Origin of the sequence: Spirillospora sp. NPDC047279, assembly GCF_040643285.1 — a bacterium.
GTDB lineage: Bacteria > Actinomycetota > Actinomycetes > Streptosporangiales > Streptosporangiaceae > Spirillospora.
The window spans coordinates 290,143-306,987 of sequence record NZ_JBEYUA010000003.1 but is presented as its reverse complement, the minus strand read 5'-3'; the positions used below and the strand labels follow the sequence as shown (position 1 = coordinate 306,987).

The window sequence follows — 16,845 nt, the reverse complement described above, 5'->3', positions numbered from 1 at the left end:
CTCTCGAACCTCGCCGCCTCGAAGCGGCCTCCGGGGCCGCCTCTGAATCAGAAGCACGCCGAGGACGATCCGTTCATCCTGGCGGCGTTCCGACCAACTCTAATCTCCTGATCGGCTGACCGCTGCGTGTTCCCTTGCCCGAAATCGATCGGCGCGCGCCACCGCGGCCCCGATGATCACCAGGGCGACGCCGGTCAGCGAGGCGTCGCCCAGCGAGAACGCCCAGAATCCCCGTATCAGAATGTCATCCGCGAGATCCGCGGCGGCGAGCAGCACTCCCGTCACGGCCAGCGCCTCCCCCACGTACCGCAGCCTGGGAGGACGGACCGCGGCCAGCAGGATCACCGCCCCCAGGGCGCCGGCGAGCGCCGCGGTGCCGGCCCACGACCCCTGCCAGTGCGGGCGGGCGTACCGCGGCGGCGGCACGTCGATCGCGCCCTTGGGCAGCTTGACCTTGACCGTCATGGTCTCGCGGGGCCGCAGCCCGCGCTGGGTGAAGTCGATCGCGTAGGGGCCGTCCCGGTCGCGCAGGCAGCTGGTGAACGACTTGGCGGTGCCCGCCTGGCAGCCGACGCGCCGCAGCGGGACGGGCGCCTCCACCCGGACGGCCGCCTCGCCGATCGGGACGTCCCAGTCGCCGCCGAGCGCGTCCCACTGCAGCTCGTCGCGGTCGTCATAGGGGGTGAACGCCCAGGCCACGTCGTACTCGATCACGTACGCCTGGCGGCCGCGCACCTTGCGGCCGGCGTCGCCGACGGTGATCTGCACGTCGTGCAGCAGCTTGACCGTCTCGGACCGGGCGGGCGCGCCGGTCGACGAGCTCGTCCGCACGCCGCGGATGTCGAAGAGCCGGTTCTTCTTGCGGTACGAGACGTGCCGGACGATGCCGTGCTCGCCGGCCAGGTCGAAGTCGTAGGTGATCGTCTCGCGGACGTGCACGGTGCCGTCCGGCCGGATCGTCAGCACCACGTCGTAGACCGGGATGCTCTCCACCGCCGGTGGCGGCCCGGGCGCCGCCGCCCGCGCGGAGGACGCGCCGGGCAGCACGAACACGGCGATCACCAGCGACATCGCCGCGGCGACCGCAGGTCCCCGGATCCGGTCACGCACCTCTGGCATATTTCCACCGTCGTCACGCCCATCGCGTAACGAAGTGATTACCCTGCGAAGTAGAGCGGCATTCTTCGGCCTAGGCTACGCGCGTGTCCACTGTCGGGCGCGGTCTCCTCGGGGGAATCGTCGGAGCCGCGCTGATCACCGGTTGCGCCCGGGGGCCCGCGCTCTCCGAATCCGCCGACCGCCTCGAGGCCGACGCCGACCACGTCCTGGCGGACGGCGCGCGGCGCCTCGGCGGTCCGGGCGCGCGGCCCCGCACGCTCACCGACCGCACCGCCTCGTGCGACGAGGGCGGGCGGTCCAGGCGCACCCTGCGCGCCGAGCTGCCGCTGCGCCCCGGGCCGTCCCCGGTGGTGCTGGTCGACCAGGCCACCGGCGTGACCCTCGGCCTGATCGGCGACCGCGGCTACCGGCTGACCCGGCCGCCGCGCGGCAAGGGCCGGAGCCGCACGTTCACCATGATCCGCGACGCCCCGGAGGTCACGTTCACCGTGCGGCTGAAGGGCGGCAGGAAGCCGACCCTCACCCTGGACGGAACCACCCCGTGCCTGCCCGGATGAGCCGACGACGATGATCCGGCGGCCGAAAGCACCATAAGGTCGGTTTCATGGGGGCGAGCTCGGCCGACGGGCCGGAGAACACGCGCGCGGGGGCGGACCGCTGGCCGACCGTCGCCGACATGGCCGTGCCCGCGATCGCCGCCGTCGTCCAGCTCGGCCTCACCTGGCTGGTCCAGCACAGCGGCGACGACGACCCCATGAGCCAGGGCCAATGGCAGGCCATCACCGCGACCGTCCTGCTCTCGTGCGTGGCGCTGCTCTGGCGGCGGCGGTTCCCCGTCGTGGTGCTCGCGGTCACCGTGGTCCTCAGCGGCGCGGGCGTGCTGATCGGGCAGAAGGCCGACACGGGCCTGAGCGGGATCTCCGACGGCATCGCGCTCTACTCGCTGGCCGTCCACCGCGACCGGCGCCACGCGGTCATCGGCTGCCTGGCGGCGTTCGCCGCCGCCTTCGCCGTGTTCGCGCCGATGCGCGAGAACCTGCCCGACCTCGTCTGGAACGAGGTGATGGAGCTCGCCTGGTACGTCGCGGTGGCGGCGCTCGGGCAGCTGCGCAGGCAGAAGAAGGCCCGGCGGCGCGAGCTGGCCGAGCGGCTGGCCGAGGCCGACCGGGAGCGCACCGCGGCCGCCGAGTCCGAACGCGAACGCCTCGCCCGCGACCTGCACGACGTCGCGGGTCACCATCTCAGCGCGGTGGTCGTGCACAGCGGCGCCGCGTCCCGGATCGACGACCCGGGGCTGACCGGCGAGGCCCTGCGCACCGCGGCCGAGACGGGCCGCGACGTGCTCGAGGCCCTGGGCCGGCTGGTCGACGTGGTGGGCCCGGACACCGACGGCGGCGGGCTCGACTCGCTGCTGCCGCCGCTGTGCCACGGGCTGACCAGGCTCGGCGTGCCGGTCTCGCTGGACGTGGCCGGGCGGGCGCGCGGGCTGCCGCCCGAGGTGGTCACCGCCGTCTACCGGATCGTCCAGGAGTCGCTGACCAACGCGATGCGGTACGCGTCGGGCGCGCCCGTCGCCGTGCTGATCGAGTACGTGCCGGGGGCGGTCGAGGTCGAGGTCGTCAACGGGGCGCCGGACGACGGCGGGGCCGCGCCCGCGCTCGGGACGGGACGCGGGATCGCCGGGATGCGCGAGCGCGCCACGGCGCTCGGCGGCACGCTCGACGCGGGCCCGGAGGCCTGCGGCTGGGCGGTCCGCGCGTCCGTGCCGACCTCGGCGGCGGGACGCGGGGCGGGGTGGCCGGAGGTCCTGGACGCGGTGACGATCGCCTTCTGCTGCGCGCTGCCCGCGCTGCTGGCCTTCTCCCCTCCCGACAACCTGATGTCCGGGCGCCCGTTCGGCGTGCTGGTGGTCGTCGCGCTGGGGCTGCTGCTGCGCGCGCTGCCGCTGTGGTGGCGGCGCCGCACCCCCTATGCCGCGCTGACCGGGCTGGTCGTGTTCGACACGTTGTGGGTGTTGTCCGGGTTGGGGGACCAGATCCTTCTGGAGGTGTTCGCCGTCAGCGTCCCGGCCCAGGCCATCGCGGTCTACTCGGTCGCCGCGTACGCGCGCCCCGGCCGGCGGAGCTGGCCCGCGGCGCTGATCATGGCGGGCCCGTGGGTGACGTTGTCCCTGGTGATCGTCCGGCTGGAGTACGAGTCCGATCCGATGCCGCCCGGCGAGCTGGGGCTCGCGCTGGCGTACGGCGTGGTCATCTCCGCGCTGCTGGCGACGCTGGTGCTGCTGCCGTTCTGGGCCTGGGGGCGGACGGTCGCGCGGCGCGGCCGGCACTGGGAGCTCACCGCGCTGGAGACGATGGCGGCCCGCACCGGCGAGGCGGTCCTGGCCGAACGGCACCGCATCGCGATGGGGCTGCGCGGGACCGTCCTCGATCACACCGCCCGGCTGGTGCGCGCCGCCGAGGCGGGCCTGGCCGGTACGGCCGCCGACGGGCGCGCGGCGCTCGACGTCGTGACCGGGCAGGCGCGGGCCGCGCTGGTCGACATGCGTGAACTGCTGGACGCGATGGAAGATCACACCGTGGACGGCCGAGTGGACGGCCGAGTGGACGGCGGCGCGAAGGAGGAGCAGCGGTGAGCATCCGGGTGCTGGTGGTCGACGACCAGCATGTGGTCCGCGCGGGGTTCACCGCGATCATCGACGGCGAGGCCGACCTCGAGGTGGTCGGGCAGGCCGGCGACGGCGCCGACGCCCTGCGCGCCGTCCGCGAGACGGATCCCGACGTCGTGCTCATGGACATCCGCATGCCCGGCATGGACGGCCTGGCCGCGACCCGGGAGCTGACCGCCGGGCGCACCGCCGCCCGCATCCTGGTGCTCACCACGTTCCACCGCGACGAGTACGTCTTCGGCGCGCTGCGCGCGGGCGCGTCCGGCTTCCTGCTGAAGGACTGCGACCCGCAGGAGCTGGTGGACGCCATCCGCACGGTGGCCGCCGGCGAGGCGCTGCTCGCCCCCGCCGTGACCCGGCGCCTGATCGACGCGTTCGTCACCGGCTCGGTGTCGCCGTCCGCCCGCGCCGACGACCGCCTGGAGCCCCTCACCCAGCGCGAGCGCGACGTCCTCGTGCAGGTGGCGCGCGGGCTGAGCAACCCCGAGGTCGGCACCGCCCTGGGCATCAGCACCGCGACCGTGAAGACCCACGTCAACGCGATCCTCGGCAAGCTGGACCTGCGTGACCGCGTACAGGCCACGATCTTCGCGTACGACGTCGGGCTGGTGCGCCCCGGCGATGGCCGGGCCACGCCGTAGCCGCTCGCCGTAGCCGATTCCGGTCAAACGCCGGGCGTCGGAGTGATGAACTTCACTTTTATTCTGGAACAGCGGCTTCGCCTGGACGTTCGTCACTCTTAGTCCGTTTTTTCGGGCCGTATGGGCCGTTTTGGCCCCCCAACCGCGTCAAGGCCAGATCTTCTTGGACGCCGCCGCACCCCGTTTGGTTCACACCGTTTTGCGACCCGGCCCCCGCCGTAAGCTCCCGATAAAAATGATCTTGTCGGCGCTGCTAGGTTGACCTGGCTTATCTCCGAGATTTGAGTGCATGGAGGGATTTATGCGGCGTTTTGCTGCCGTAGCGCTGTCCGCCGGCGTCCTGATGACGGGCGGGGCCGTCGTCGGCTCCCCGGCCCAGGCTGCCCCCACCCAGGCCGCCGCCGTGGCCGCCCCCAACAAGGCCGCCGTCGCCGCGTACCCCGCGTGGAAGCCGTACAACTCGTACAGCTACATCAACGCCTGGGGCAACTGGGCGCGCAACAGCTCCAAGGCCGTCGTGACCGGCAAGCTGCAGGACACCAAGAAGAACAACTGGACCGCCTGCGTCCGCTTCCTCTTCACCGAGCGTTCGGGCAACCGGGACCTGCAGTACTGGTCGCGCCACTACATCGTCGGCGTGAACTCGAACGGCACCCGCTACGCCTTCGACGGCAAGGGCACCATCAGCTTCAAGGTGACCTCCTACTACACCCACCACCTGTGGGTGCAGGAGTGCGGCCGGAGCAAGAAGACCGGCAAGTTCGTCTACGGCAAGGGCAAGAAGCTCTACTGACGCGCTGCCGGCGCCTCCCGGCGCCGGGAATGACGACACCCGGGCCCGGCCCCTCCCCAGGAGCCGGGCCCTCGTCATGCACGGGTGTTAGGTTCGGATGGTTCGTCGGCCCCCGCCCCGAAGGAACGTTTCATGCGCCGCTCCCTCACCGCCGCGACCGTCGCCTCGTTCACCACGCTGGCCGTCATCTCGCCGCTCACCCCGGCGGAAGCCGCCGCCGCGCGCGGCTGGTCGACCAAGGCCAGCTTCACCAACGTCAAGGCCGGCGGCACCTACGCCCGCACCTCCGCGAAGGTCACCTTCAGGGGCTGGCTGCAGGACCTCAAGACGAACGGCTCCGCGGCGGCGCTGCAATTCAGAACGACCGAGGGAAGCCGCCGCCACACCAGCAAGGTGTATTTCTTCAAGGCCGAGGGAGTTCCCGCGGACCTCCCTTACAAGGAGGCCTACCGGGACCACTTCTTCGTCTCCGACTACACCGGCCACGCCTATGTCCGCGAATGCGGGCTGACGCCGAAGAAGAAGTACACGACCGAGTGCGGACAGTGGCAGAAGATCTTCTGATCCGGCGCGTCACCAGTCGACGTCGATCACGTCGTCGAGGCCCTTGAGAGGCCGCAGCCGGCCGTCCTCGCGCAGGTCGACGATCCCGCCGCTGGTGAGGAGGTAGCGGCCGGAGGCGTCGTTCTTGAACACCACCAGATCGGGCCCCTCGACCGGACGCACCGCGATCCGGCGCAACACGCGACCCCCCTGCGCCGAGAGTTCCAGCAGGTAGAACCCCTCCTGCGGCGGAACGTTCTGCTGCGGCCCCGGAGACGCGCCCGGGCTCCCGGCGTCCTCCGACGGCAACACCCCGGCCTTGAACTCGGCCTCGGCCGTGATGACCGAACGGCCGTCCGGGCTCGCCAGGACCGCCGCGAAGGTCCGGGGCGCCCTCGCGACGGCGACGCCGGCCGCGTCCCTTCCCAGCAACGAACCGGAAGGGGCGGAAACATTCATCACGCGCAATTCTTCGGACCCGCCGTCACCCTCAAGGGGATTCTTGTTCTGCACCCGGCGGGAGAAGAAGAGCCGGTCCCCCTGCTCGGTCAAAGAAAGGTTGGAGGCGCCATCACCGAGCCCCGAGTCAGGCCATTCACGGCGCGCGCCCGTGGCCAGATCGGCCGTCACGATGCGCGCGTTCCCGGCCGCGGCCTCGATGCGCTCGGCCTCGTCGCACTTCTCGACGGCGAGCGCCATCCGGGCGCCGTCCGGGGTGACGGCGAGGCCGCCGGCGCCCGGCACGGTGCCGGCGACGGGACCGCCCGCGACCGGCTCCATCGCGATGATCCTGCCCCCGCCGGAGACCGACACCCGCTGGACCGTCGTCCGGCACGGCCGCCGCGTGACGGGCTCGGAGGTGACGAAGAACGTGCGGTTGTCGCGGAGGGCGGCCACCTGGCCGAACTCCACGCCCGGCGACGCCTCGAACCGGTCGACCAGCCGCCCGGTCGCGGACTCGCGGACCTCCAGGCCGTACGGCCCGCCGCCGTCCGGATCGTCGCTGCCCCCGTTCCCGTGCGTGCTGGCGAAGACGAACCGGGGCATGGCCGGTGTCCACTGGAGGCGCGGCGCCGGGTCGTCCAGGAAACGCTGGGCGGCGACGAACCCGGCCAGCAGGGCCAGCACCCCCGCCACCGCCCCCAGCGGCACCAGGCGGCGGCGCACCGGCGACGCCTGCGGGCTCCGCTCCGGCAGCGGGCGCTCCGGGCGGTCGTCCACCGTCCCGGCGGTGGCCCGCAACGCGTCGCGGAGCCGGTCCTCGATCGTCACGGCCGGACCTCCTCTCCCAGCTCGCGGGCCAGCGCGGCGAGCGCCCGGGCCATGGTCGACCGCACGGTCCCGGGACGGATGCCCATGACCTCCGAGACCTCGTCGTCGGACAGCTCGAGATAGAAACGAAGCACGAGCGCCTCGCGTTGCCGGCGGGGAAGGCGTTGCAGGGCCAGCATCACCTCGCGCCGGTCCTCACTGAGCATCGCGGCCGACTCGGCCGACCAGACCGGCGGCTGGTGCGGCTCGGTCCGCTGCCACATCCGCTTCCGCCGGCGCAGGGTCATCCGGCAGCCGTTCAGCACCGCCGCGCGTACGTAGGCCAGCAGCTTGCCCTCGTCGTCCAGCCGCGGCGCCCTGTCCTGGAGCCGCAGGAAGACGTCCTGGACCACGTCCTCGGCCGTCGCCTCGTCACCGACCAGGAGCACGGCCAACCTGATGAGCCCGCCCCGCTGCTCGCGGTAGAGGGAGGTCAGGGCGGAGGCCGCGACGACTCCGGGCGTCACCCCGGGCTCCCCGCCCGCGCGTGCGGCGCGCGGGAGGCCGTCGGGCTCTCAAGGACCACGGGGGGATCATAGGGCGCACCACGTACCGAGTCGCGTCATATCCACCCCTGCCCACCGGTCTGGGACGAACACCACTCCGCGCTGAACACGAGCGCTACGCACTCCACGCGACGCCGCCGTGCCCGACCAGGTCCCGGAAGGCAGGGCTCGGCTCCAGCCCCATCTCACGTCCGAGGAGCTGCTGGAACCGGGTGAAGACGCGCCAGGCGCTCGCCAGGTCGCCGCGCGCGAGGTACGCCGCGGCCATCACCCGGTGCGGCACCTCGTTGAGCTCGTCGACGCCCACCGCGGTGCTCGCGAACTCGATCGCGCCTGGATGGTCGCCCGCCCGCAGCGCCTGCTCCGCCAGCCGTTCCAGCGCGAGCAGCCGCAGCCGGTTCCAGCGGTCCTGGGCCTCCCAGGCGCCCTCGTCCAGCCAGTCCGCCAGCAACGCCCGGCCGAGGAACGACCACTCCGCCGGGTCCGCCCGCTCGGGCGGCTCACCGCTGACGACCCGGCGCGCCCGGCGTTCGGCGGTCCTGAGGTCGACCGAGACGTCCGCGGCCAGCCGCACGGACCCGCCGGACGTGTCCAGCAGCCGGTCGCCGGTCTCGCGCTTGACCCGCCACAACAGCTGCCGCAGCCGCTTGGCGGCGTCGCCCGCGTCCAGCCCGGGCCACAGGCGAGCCTGGAGGACGCGGCGGGAGACCCCGCCGTTCTCCAGCGCGACCATGACGACCAGCGCGCACATTCCCTCGGTCAGCGGCACCTCGACCCCGCCGACCCGGCAACGCACGGACGGCATCAGCTCCAGTGCGTCCCCGTCACCCTGACGACCCGTCGCCATTCGTTTCCTCCGCAGCACTCAGGTCTCGTGAACCTCCGTACGCAAAGGAGATGCTCGAGTGCCCCCGTCTGCTGCTCCGGAACGCGCGGAAATCCAAAGAATTCTCGCGCGGGCGGATGGACCTAGGACGTGTCTCGAGGTCGGCGTCCGTGGCGAGCGGCGTCCAGGTGCGTGCCTCGTGGGGGCGGAGGAGGGAGGCAGCCCGGTGTCGGCTGGAGACCGACGACAACTCCGCGAGGTGCGTGCCTGGGCGTCGCGGAGCAGGGCGGCCGACTTCGAGACATGTTTTAGGAGCCGTCGTCCTTACGAAGGGCGGGCCCGGCCTCGTCGGCGGGCTTCGCGTCGTCCTCGGCGAGCGACGGGGCGTCGTCCCCCGCGGCCGCGCCGCTGGCCGGGGACGGGGCCGGGGACGGGGCGTCGTCCTTGGTGAGCGACGGAGTGCCGGCCTCGGCGGGCGCCTCCTTGGCCAGGGACGGGGTGCCGTCCCCCGCGGGCGCGTCCTTGGCCAGAGACGAGGTGCCGTCGCCGACGGGCGCGTCCTTGGTCAGGGACGGAGTCTCGTCCCCGGCGGGCACGTCCTTGGTCAGGGACGGGGTGCCGTCCCCGGCGGGCACGTCCTTCGTCAGGGACGGGGTGCCGTCCCCCGCGGGTGCGTCCTTGGTGAGGGAGGGCCTCTCGGGCTCGGCCTGCTCGTCGGCCGGGACGTCGAGGGGGTCGTCGCCCGTCTCGTCGTCGTCATCGGTGAGCAGCACGCCGACCACGGCGCGGATCTTGTCTTCGGAGATGGCGCCGGCGCGGAGCAGGCGCGGGATGGCGCCGGTCAGGTCGACGATCGTGGAGGCCTCGGCATGGCCGGAGGGGCCGTTGTCGAGGTAGACCGAGACGGAGTCGCCCAGCATCTCCTCGGCCTCGGCGGCCGTGCGGGCGGCGGGCTTGCCGGTGGCGTTGGCGCTGCTCACCGCGAGCGGGCCGGTCTCCTTGAGCAGCTCGACGGCGACCTCGTGCATGGGCATGCGGACGGCGACCGTGCCCTTGGTCTCGCCGAGGTCCCAGAGGAGGTTCTGGTTGGCGCGGCAGACCAGGGTCAGGGCGCCCGGCCAGAACTCGTCGATCAGATCCTGGCCGTAGGTGCCGAGATCCTCGATGAGGGCGGTGGCGGCGCGCACGGAGCCCACCAGGACGGGCGGCGGCATGTCTCGGCCGCGCCCCTTGGCGTCGAGCAGCGCGCTGACGGCGGCCGGGGTGAAGGCGTCCGCCCCGACGCCGTAGACGGTGTCCGTGGGAAGCACGATGATCTCGCCGCGCCGTACGGCGGACACGGACTCGGCGATCCCGCGGGTGCGCTCCATCGGCTCGGAGCAGTCGTAACGTCGGCTCACGATGGTCATCCTTCCACGGGACACGTCGGGCGGGTCAGGGGGTCGGTCCGTGCGGTCAGTCCGCGCTCAGCCGGGCGGTGACGAAACGGTCCCGGTTGGTCAGGTCACGGCGGTTGCGCACGTCGCGCCAGCCGTTCTCCTCGGCGAACACCCAGTAGACCGCGTTGCCCTGCAGATCGCTGTGCTCGACCGCCACATGGCCGCCGGGGCGGAGCAGGCGGCGGGCGGTCTCCTCGACCACGCGGATCGCGTCCAGGCCGTCGTCGCCGCCGCCCCACAACGCGTCGGCCGGGTCGTGGTCGCGGACGTCGCGCGGCACGTACTCCCACTCGCTCATCGGGATGTACGGCGGGTTGCTGACGACCAGGTCGACGGTGCCGTTCAGCTCGGGCAGCGCCGCCGCGAAGTCGTCCAGATGGAGCCGGACCTGGCCGCGCTCGTCGAGGTCCTCGATGTTGCGGGTGGCGTGCACGTACGCGGTCGGGTCCTTCTCGACGGCGTGGACGCGGGCCCGCGGCGACTCCTGGGCGATCGACAGCGCGATCGCGGCCGAGCCGGTGCCGAGATCGACGACCAGCGGGTCCTGGACGTCCATGTCGCGCAGGATGTCGAGCGCCCAGCCGACCATCACCTCGGTCTCGGGCCGCGGGACGAAGACGCCCGGCCCGACCTTGAGCTCCAGGTAGCGGAAGAACGCCCGGCCGGTGATGTGCTGGAGCGGCTCGCCCGCCTCGCGCCGCGCCACGTACTCCCAGAAGCGCGCGTCGAACGCGCCGTCCGAGACGGTGTGCAGCTCGGCCCGCTTGACGGCATGCACGGCGGCCGCCAGCTCCTCGGCGTCGGCGCGGGGCGACGCGGCGCCGGCGTCGGCCAGCCGCGCCGTGGCCCTGGCGATCTCGTCGAGCAGCAGGTTCATGACGGCTGCTGGGCCTCCTGGGCCTCCGCAAGGCGCCGTTCCATGTCGGCGTCCACCAGTGCCTGCGTCACGTTGTGCAGGTCGCCGTCCAGGACCTGGTCGAGGTTGTAGGCCTTGTAGCCGACCCGGTGGTCGGAGATCCGGTTTTCCGGGTAGTTGTAGGTGCGCACACGCTCGGAGCGGTCCACCGTGCGGACCTGGCTCTTGCGCTCGGCGGAGGCGGCGGCCTCGGCCTCCTCCTGCGCCATCGCCAGCAGGCGGGACCGCAGGATGCGCAGCGCCTGCTCCTTGTTCTGGAGCTGGCTCTTCTCGTTCTGGCACGAGACGACGACGCCGGACGGCACGTGCGTGATCCGCACCGCGGAGTCGGTGGTGTTGACGCTCTGACCACCGGGGCCCGACGACCGGTAGACGTCGATGCGCAGGTCGTTGGGGTCGATCTGGACGTCGACCTCCTCGGCCTCGGGCGTGACGAGGACGCCGACGGCGCTGGTGTGGATGCGGCCCTGCGACTCGGTCGCCGGAACGCGCTGGACGCGGTGCACGCCGCCCTCGTACTTCAGGCGCGTCCAGACGCCCTCTTCGAGGGAGGCCTTGGCCTTCACCGCGACCGTGACGTCCTTGTAGCCGCCCAGGTCGGAGTGGTGCGCGTCGATGACCTCGGTCTTCCAGCCGATGCGCTCGGCGAAGCGGAGGTACATGCGCAGCAGGTCGCCGGCGAAGAGCGCCGACTCCTCGCCGCCCTCCCCCGCCTTGATCTCGAGGATCACGTCCTTGCCGTCGGACGGGTCGCGCGGGATCAGCAGCCTGCGCAGCCGTTCCTCGAGGTCGTCCTTGCGCTTCTCCAGCTCGGTGGCCTCGGCGGCGAACGCCTCGTCCTCCCCGGCGAGCTCGCGGGCGGCGGTGAGGTCGTCCTCGGTGCCGCGGAGCTCCCGGTACGTCTCGACGACCGGCCGGAGCTCGGCATAACGCTTGCCCAGCCGGCGCGCCAGAGCCTGGTCGGCGTGCACGGCGGGGTCGGCGAGCCGGCCCTCGATGTCGGCGTATTCGCTGATCAGATCGTCGAGATTCACGTCTTTTCCCTGCTCCGCTGTTCGCTGGACGGTCCCGGCGGTGTGCCGGGGTCCGACTTCGAGCGGCCCGGAGACGCGGGTCTCCGGGCCGGCCTCGAACGCCGCAAAGCGGAGGTCTTACTTCTTGCCGGCCTTCTTGCCGAAGCGCTGCTCGAAGCGCGCCACGCGGCCACCGGTGTCGAGGATCTTCTGCTTGCCCGTGTAGAACGGGTGGCAGTTGGAGCACACGTCGGCGTGGATCACGCCGTTCTCCGCGGTGCTGCGCGTCTCGAAGGTGTTGCCGCACGTACACGTCACGGTCGTGACGATGTAGTTCGGGTGGATCTCGGGCTTCATGGGTTCTCCTCGCCGATGGGCGGTCGCCGGGCGTTCCCTGCTCACCCCGATGAGGAGGGGGAGATGTGGGAAGCGTGAACCGGTACCGCAGCGGTTGCACTCCAAGTGTGCCAGATACCCGAACGTGCCGAGGTCACCGGGCATTCCCGATCTTGTCCGGGTCATCCCGCCCGCAGGTAGGTCAGGACGGCCATCACCCGGCGATGATCATCGCCGGTGGGCGGCAGGGTCAGCTTGGCGAAGATGTTGGAGATGTGCTTCTCCACCGCCCCGTCGGAGACCACCAGCCCGCGCGCGATCGCCGCGTTCGAGCGTCCCTCGGCCATGAGCCCGAGGACCTCGCGCTCGCGCGGCGTGAGGGTCGCCAGCGGGTCGCCCGCCCGCCGCCGCCCGAGCAGCTGGCCGATCACCTCGGGGTCGATCACCGTGCCGCCGTCGGCGATGCGCCGCACCGCGTCGATGAACTCCTCGAGATCCGACACCCGTTCCTTGAGCAGATAGCCCACGCCCTCGGCGCCGCCGCCGATCAGGTCGGTGGCGTACCTCTCCTCCACGTACTGCGACAGGACCAGGATCGGCGTGCCGGGACGGCTCTCCCGCACGGCCAGCGCCGCCCTGAGGCCCTCGTCGGTGTGCGACGGGGGCATGCGCACGTCGACGATCGCCAGGTCCGGAGCGTGCTCCTCGACCACCCCCAGCAGGCTCGGCCCGTCCCCGACCGCGGCCACGGTCTCGATCCCGGCGTCGGCGAGCAGCCGGATGAGCCCTTCACGCAACAACACCGAGTCTTCGGCGATCACCACCCGCATGCCCCCATTATTCCGAGGCCGGCGAGTGCGGGTCCTCCCCCTGCCGGACGAGCCTTGATCACCCTTGAGAGCCAGCGGGCCCCGTCCCACGCCGGGACGGGGCCTGCCGGACGGTCGTGCTCCCGGCTCCTGCTACCAGGTGCGCCTACCAGGTGCGGCTACCAGGTGCAGGGCAGGTCGGCCCGGATGATCGTGGGGCCGCCGGGCGGGCTGTCGACGATGAGCATGCCGTCGATCGTCGCCGCGCGGTCGGCGAGCCCCGCGAGGCCGCCGTCGGGCAGCGCCATCGCGCCGCCCACCCCGTTGTCGATCACTTCGACGACCACCCAGTTGTCCTCACGGACGACCCGCACCGAGGCGCGGGTGGCGCGGGCGTACTTGGCGATGTTGGCCAGCGACTCGGCCACGATGAAGTAGGCGATGCTCTCGACCGCCGCGGGGGGCCGTTCGGGCAGGTCGACGTCCACCTCGACCGGCACCGGGGCGCGGCCGGCCAGCCCCGACAACGCCGGGTCCAGGCCGCGGTCGGTGAGGATCGCGGGATAGATGCCGCGGGCCAGGTCGCGCAGCTCGGAGATCGCCTCCTTGGTGCCCGCGTGGGCCTGCTCGATCAGCGTGCGGGCGCCCTCGGGGTCCTCCTCGAGCTTGGCGCGGGCCCGGCCGATGTCCATCGCCACGGCCAGCAGGCGCTGCTGGGCGCCGTCGTGCAGATCACGCTCGATCCGGCGGCGTTCGGCCTCGACCGCGTCCACCCCGCGGGCACGGCTGGCCTGGAGGTGCTCGGTGCGCTGCCGCAGCTCGCGGTTCTCGATCTGGGACCGGCTGGGACCGAGCAGCCACCGCGACAGCAGCGCGTGCCCGATCGCCATCACCCGCGTCACGTACATGGCCAGCGTGAGCAGGCCGAGCCCGACGACCGTCCAGGGCAGCGCGGTCACCGGATTGCCCGCCCAGTAGGCGAAGACCCCGAAGTTGATCTCGTAGCCGCCCTGGAACATCACCAGGATCGGCAGGATGAGGAACATCCCGGTCGCCGACCACAACGTCACCGAGATCACGAACTCGGCCAGCGAGACCGGGAAGAGCAGCGCCAGGTAGAGGAAGTCCTTCCAGGTGGCGGGGTCGGCGGCCAGCACCCGCAACTTGCCGAACGGGTTGCGCCCCGCCGGCATCCGCCGGTAGGGCGTCGGGATCTCGACGCCGAACGCGGCCTTGGCCAGCAGCCGTTCGAGCATCGCCCCGCCGCGCCACGCGATCATGAGCAGCAGGCCCAGCGGCACGCCCACCCAGATGATCAGCAGGCTGACCGACAGCGCCACGCCCACCGTCAGGGTGACGAACCAGGCCAGCCCGAAACCGAAGCTCACGGCCAGGTAGACAGCGCTCCGCCACGTCAGCGACGACCGCGCCATGTCCAGCGGCCGCCATGATCCTTGTGCCACGTTCGCCGCGCGCCGTCCCCTCGGGCCCGCGGCGGTCGTCGCGCCCCGCCCGCCCGAGGCGGCACTCATCAGCTCGCCCACAACGTCCCTCCGTGCCCGAGTCCACCGTACGTCCCCAAGCCTCGTCCACGGGACGCCCGCGGCCCATCCGGTCCACCGCCCGGAACGAGGTGGGGCTAGCCCTACCTCGTTGCCCCTGTGGCCTGGCTGAGATCGCTGGTCCGGAAAAGGCGACGGCGCCCGGGAGGGTTCCTCCCGGGCGCCGGTCGTACCTTAGAACGTGCTTCAGCGGTCGTCGGAGACCGTGGTCTTCTGGACCTGGAGCAGGAACTCGGCGTTGGACTTGGTCTCCTTCATCTTCTCGAGGAGGAGCTCCAGCGCCTGCTGGGTGTCGAGCGCGTGCAGGACGCGGCGCAGCTGCCAGACGACCCGCAGCTCCTCCGGCGCCATGAGGATCTCTTCCTTACGGGTGCCGGACGCGTCGACGTCCACCGCGGGGAAGATCCGCTTGTCGGCGAGCTGCCGGTTGAGCTTGAGCTCCATGTTGCCGGTGCCCTTGAACTCCTCGAAGATGACCTCGTCCATACGGGATCCGGTCTCCACCAGGGCGGTGGCGAGGATGGTCAGCGAGCCGCCGTTCTCGATGTTGCGCGCCGCGCCGAAGAACCGCTTGGGCGGGTAGAGCGCGGTCGAGTCGACACCACCGGACAGGATGCGGCCCGACGCGGGCGCCGCCAGGTTGTAGGCACGGCCCAGACGGGTGATCGAGTCGAGCAGCACGACCACGTCGTGACCCAGCTCCACCAGGCGCTTGGCCCGCTCGATCGCCAGCTCGGCGACCGTGGTGTGGTCTTCGGCCGGACGGTCGAACGTCGAGTGGATGACCTCGCCCTTCACCGACCGCTGCATGTCGGTGACCTCTTCCGGACGCTCGTCCACCAGGACGACCATCAGGTGGCACTCGGGGTTGTTCTTGGTGATCGCGTTGGCGATCGCCTGGAGCACCATCGTCTTGCCGGCCTTGGGCGGCGAGACGATCAGGCCGCGCTGGCCCTTGCCGATCGGCGACACCAGGTCGATGATCCGCGTGGTCAGGATGCCCGGGTCGGACTCCAGCCGCAGCCGCTCCTGCGGGTACAGCGGGGTCAGCTTGGAGAAGTCGACGCGGGCCTTGGCCTGGTCGGGCTCCATGCCGTTGACGGTGTCGAGGCGGACCAGCGCGTTGAACTTCTCGCGCCGCTCGCCCTCGCGGGCCTGGCGCACCGCGCCGGTGATCACGTCGCCCTTGCGCAGGCCGTTCTTGCGGACCTGGGCCAGCGAGACGTAGACGTCGTTCGGGCCGGGCAGGTAGCCCGTGGTACGCACGAACGCGTAGTTGTCGAGGATGTCGAGGATGCCCGCGACCGGGATGAGGACGTCGTCCTCACTGATCACCGGCTCCTCGTAACGGTCACGGCCCTGGCCGCGGCCGCGGTTGCGCTCGCGGAACCGGCGCCCGCGCCGGCCCCTGCCGCCGCCGTCGTCATCGTCGTTCTGACCGCCGCCACCCTGGCCGCCGCCGCCCTGGCCGCGCTGCCTGCCGCCCTGCTGGTCGCCCCGGTCGCCCCGGTCGCCCCGCTCGCCGCGGTCGCCCCGCTCGCCGCGGTCGCCACGCTCGCCGCGGTCGCCGCGGTCACCACGCTCGCCGCGCCCCTCACCGCGGTCGCCGCGCTCACCACGCTCGCCGCGGTCACGGCCGCCCTCGCCGCGCTCGCGCCCGTTGCGGTTGCGCTGCCGGCCGCCGTCACGGCCGCCCTCGCGCCCGCCGCCCTCGCCGTCGTCGGAGCCGTCGGACTTGCCGCCGCGCTCACCGCGCTCACCGCGCTCACCGCGCTCGTCACGGGAACCGCGCTCGCCCCGGTCACGGCCCTCGCCGCGGTCGGTCTGGCGGTCTCCGCGCTCGCCGCGCTCGGCCTTCTCGCCGCCGCTCTTGCCGCCCTTGCCGGTGTCGGCGCGTTCGGTCTTGTCGGCCTTCTCCACCTTGTCGGCCTTCTCCACCTTGTCGGCCTTCTCGATGGCCGGTGCGGCGTCGGCGATGGTCACCTGGTCCTCCGCGGCGTCACGCTTTGCGGCGGCCGTACGGGTACGGCGCGGGCGCTCGGTCTTCGTCACGGTGGCAGCGGCTCCCTGCTCGCCTCCGGCCGAGCCCTGGCTCGCCGCCGGGCCACCCTGCTTCTCCTGGATGGCGGCAATGAGCTGGCTCTTGCGCATCCCGGTGGTGCCGGTGATGCCGAGGCTGGACGCGAGCGCCTTGAGCTCGGGCAGCACCATGGCCGACAGGCCGGTGCCCGTCCGGCGACGCCGGGGAGTGGCAGCCTGGGCGCCACCGGCCTCCGCGGCCTCGGCGGCAGGTGCCGTGCTGGATGCGTCCGTAAGGAGTTCGCTGGATTCGCTCACTAAGGGTCCTTCCCAGGGAGCGGGCG

Annotated in this window: 15 protein-coding genes and 1 pseudogene; 5 read left to right on the top strand and 11 right to left on the bottom strand. The window is 72.3% G+C overall.

All coding sequences use genetic code 11. The features are described 5' to 3' along the window. Positions 1–99: 99 nt before the first annotated feature. Complete coding sequence (locus ABZ810_RS08570) at positions 100–1,119, bottom strand: DUF2207 domain-containing protein (protein ID WP_358400957.1); 1,020 nt, start codon at positions 1,117–1,119, stop codon at positions 100–102. Between the two features lie 83 nt (positions 1,120–1,202). On the opposite strand from ABZ810_RS08570, the gene ABZ810_RS08565 reads away from it, so the two are divergent. The 5 genes from ABZ810_RS08565 to ABZ810_RS08545 all read left to right on the top strand — a co-directional run bounded on the left by ABZ810_RS08565 (position 1,203) and on the right by ABZ810_RS08545 (position 5,785). Continuing rightward, positions 1,203–1,676: a hypothetical protein gene (locus tag ABZ810_RS08565; RefSeq protein ID WP_358400955.1), complete on the top strand. Its 474-nt coding sequence runs from the start codon at positions 1,203–1,205 to the stop codon at positions 1,674–1,676. A 47-nt stretch (positions 1,677–1,723) separates the two neighbouring features. Next, positions 1,724–3,754, top strand: a complete 2,031-nt coding sequence (locus tag ABZ810_RS08560) for a histidine kinase (protein WP_358400953.1) — start codon at positions 1,724–1,726, stop codon at positions 3,752–3,754. Next, complete coding sequence (locus tag ABZ810_RS08555) at positions 3,751–4,428, top strand: response regulator transcription factor (RefSeq protein ID WP_358400951.1); 678 nt, start codon at positions 3,751–3,753, stop codon at positions 4,426–4,428. Before ABZ810_RS08560 ends, ABZ810_RS08555 begins: the two co-directional genes overlap by 4 nt. A 301-nt stretch (positions 4,429–4,729) precedes the next feature. Continuing rightward, a complete protein-coding gene (locus ABZ810_RS08550; RefSeq protein WP_358400949.1) occupies positions 4,730–5,221 on the top strand; it encodes a hypothetical protein in 492 nt (163 codons plus the stop codon). A gap of 132 nt (positions 5,222–5,353) precedes the next feature. After that, a complete protein-coding gene (locus ABZ810_RS08545) occupies positions 5,354–5,785 on the top strand; it encodes a hypothetical protein (RefSeq protein WP_358400946.1) in 432 nt (143 codons plus the stop codon). A gap of 9 nt (positions 5,786–5,794) precedes the next feature. On the opposite strand, the gene ABZ810_RS08540 is transcribed toward ABZ810_RS08545, so the two are convergent. From ABZ810_RS08540 to rho, 10 genes and pseudogenes are all read right to left on the bottom strand, one after another. Beyond that, the gene (locus ABZ810_RS08540) at positions 5,795–7,036 is read right to left on the bottom strand and encodes a hypothetical protein (protein ID WP_358400944.1); all 1,242 of its coding nucleotides are present in this window, start codon (positions 7,034–7,036) and stop codon (positions 5,795–5,797) included. After that, positions 7,033–7,542, bottom strand: coding sequence for a sigma-70 family RNA polymerase sigma factor (locus tag ABZ810_RS08535; protein WP_358400941.1), 510 nt, complete (start codon positions 7,540–7,542; stop codon positions 7,033–7,035). Before ABZ810_RS08535 ends, ABZ810_RS08540 begins: the two co-directional genes overlap by 4 nt. 154 nt (positions 7,543–7,696) lie before the next feature. Further along, positions 7,697–8,428, bottom strand: a complete 732-nt coding sequence (locus tag ABZ810_RS08530; protein WP_358400939.1) for a bacterial transcriptional activator domain-containing protein — start codon at positions 8,426–8,428, stop codon at positions 7,697–7,699. 737 nt (positions 8,429–9,165) lie between these two features. After that, positions 9,166–9,807 (bottom strand): annotated as a pseudogene (locus ABZ810_RS08525) (L-threonylcarbamoyladenylate synthase); the annotation flags it as partial. 55 nt (positions 9,808–9,862) lie between these two features. Beyond that, entirely contained in the window at positions 9,863–10,723 is an 861-nt protein-coding gene (gene prmC / locus ABZ810_RS08520) for a peptide chain release factor N(5)-glutamine methyltransferase (protein WP_358400937.1), read from the bottom strand. Then, a complete protein-coding gene (prfA, locus tag ABZ810_RS08515; protein ID WP_358400936.1) occupies positions 10,720–11,796 on the bottom strand; it encodes a peptide chain release factor 1 in 1,077 nt (358 codons plus the stop codon). Before prfA ends, prmC begins: the two co-directional genes overlap by 4 nt. A gap of 117 nt (positions 11,797–11,913) precedes the next feature. Beyond that, positions 11,914–12,132: a 50S ribosomal protein L31 gene (rpmE, locus tag ABZ810_RS08510; RefSeq protein WP_358400934.1), complete on the bottom strand. Its 219-nt coding sequence runs from the start codon at positions 12,130–12,132 to the stop codon at positions 11,914–11,916. A 161-nt stretch (positions 12,133–12,293) separates the two neighbouring features. Further along, positions 12,294–12,941, bottom strand: coding sequence for a response regulator transcription factor (locus ABZ810_RS08505; RefSeq protein WP_358400931.1), 648 nt, complete (start codon positions 12,939–12,941; stop codon positions 12,294–12,296). Between the two features lie 158 nt (positions 12,942–13,099). Continuing rightward, a complete protein-coding gene (locus ABZ810_RS08500) occupies positions 13,100–14,464 on the bottom strand; it encodes a sensor histidine kinase (RefSeq protein ID WP_358400928.1) in 1,365 nt (454 codons plus the stop codon). Positions 14,465–14,668: 204 nt separating this feature from the next. Continuing rightward, entirely contained in the window at positions 14,669–16,819 is a 2,151-nt protein-coding gene (rho, locus tag ABZ810_RS08495) for a transcription termination factor Rho (RefSeq protein WP_358400925.1), read from the bottom strand. Positions 16,820–16,845: the final 26 nt, after the last annotated feature.